We start from the raw sequence: 1,268 nt of genomic DNA, 5'->3' as shown, positions 1-1,268 counted from the left end.
CGCTCAAGAGCTCCATATAACAAGGCAGATATGAAAATATCTGCCTTTGTTTTAAGGGCTTCAGGTTGCAGTCGGTTGCTTCGCAAGGTTTTTTAGCTAGCTTGTGTGGAAGCCGTCACCTGGGTCGCAAAGTTAAAATGTTGTAAAGTCTTTTTCGGGCCGGCATAATGGTCGGCCTGATTTTGTTTTAGGTCAGTAGCTCAATTGGCAGAGCGACGGTCTCCAAAACCGTAGGTTGGGGGTTCGATTCCCTCCTGACCTGCCAGATTCACTCGGTGTGTCTGGCTTTCTTTTCACAGGATCTTCATAGATGACTCCTAAAGCTGAAGCTCAAGGCTCTCGCTTCGATCTGCTCAAGTGGCTAGTGGTAGTCGCTTTGGTGGTTGTTGGCGTTGTTGGTAATCAGTATTACTCTGCTTCGCCGATCCTGTACCGCGTACTCGCATTGCTTGTGATTGCTGCTGTAGCTGCCTTTGTAGGCCTGCAGACAGTTAAGGGCAAGTCTTTCTTTGTACTGGTAAAGGAAGCGCGTACCGAGATTCGTAAAGTCGTATGGCCAACTCGCCAAGAAACCACGCAGACCACGTTGATCGTTGTGGCTGTTGTCCTGGTTATGGCGTTGCTGTTGTGGGGGCTTGATTCCCTGCTCGGCTGGCTTGTTTCCTTGATTGTCGGCTAAGGGTGTCCCGTGGCTAAGCGTTGGTATGTTGTGCATGCTTACTCGGGTTACGAGAAGCATGTCATGCGTTCGTTGATCGAGCGTGTAAAGCTGGCTGGCATGGAAGATGGCTTCGGCGAGATTCTGGTTCCCACTGAAGAAGTGGTTGAGATGCGTAACGGCCAGAAGCGCAAAAGCGAGCGCAAGTTCTTCCCTGGCTATGTGCTGGTCCAGATGGATATGAACGAGGGTACCTGGCACTTGGTCAAGGATACTCCTCGGGTGATGGGTTTTATTGGCGGTACTGCTGATAAGCCGGCACCGATTACTGATAAAGAAGCGGAAGCGATTCTGCGACGCGTCGCTGATGGTAGCGATAAGCCTAAGCCGAAGACCTTGTTCGAGCCGGGCGAGTCGGTACGTGTTAACGACGGTCCGTTTGCCGATTTCACTGGCACGGTCGAAGAGGTTAACTACGAGAAGAGCCGGATCCAGGTCGCGGTGCTCATTTTCGGACGCTCTACTCCGGTAGAGTTGGAGTTCAGTCAGGTCGAGAAGGTCTAGCTGAGCAAGCATCCCAACCCCGCAGCCTTAGGCTGTGGGGTTTTGT

Annotated in this window: 2 protein-coding genes and 1 tRNA gene; all 3 read left to right on the top strand. The window is 51.9% G+C overall.

Annotation, left to right across the window (positions count from 1 at the left end):
* The first annotated feature begins 189 nt into the window (after positions 1-189).
* The 3 genes from D8U18_RS25425 (at position 190) to nusG (ending at position 1,222) form a co-directional block, all read left to right on the top strand.
* Positions 190-265: transfer RNA gene (locus D8U18_RS25425), tRNA-Trp, on the top strand.
* A 45-nt stretch (positions 266-310) separates the two neighbouring features.
* Positions 311-679, top strand: coding sequence for a preprotein translocase subunit SecE (gene secE / locus D8U18_RS25420; protein WP_007896620.1), 369 nt, complete (start codon positions 311-313; stop codon positions 677-679).
* Positions 680-688: 9 nt separating this feature from the next.
* The gene (gene nusG, locus D8U18_RS25415; protein WP_007933727.1) at positions 689-1,222 is read left to right on the top strand and encodes a transcription termination/antitermination protein NusG; all 534 of its coding nucleotides are present in this window, start codon (positions 689-691) and stop codon (positions 1,220-1,222) included.
* Positions 1,223-1,268: the final 46 nt, after the last annotated feature.

This window comes from Pseudomonas sp. Sample_10, assembly GCF_004321495.1.
In the GTDB taxonomy this organism is placed as follows: Bacteria; Pseudomonadota; Gammaproteobacteria; order Pseudomonadales; family Pseudomonadaceae; genus Aquipseudomonas.
This window is presented reverse-complemented; position numbering and strand designations above follow the sequence as displayed.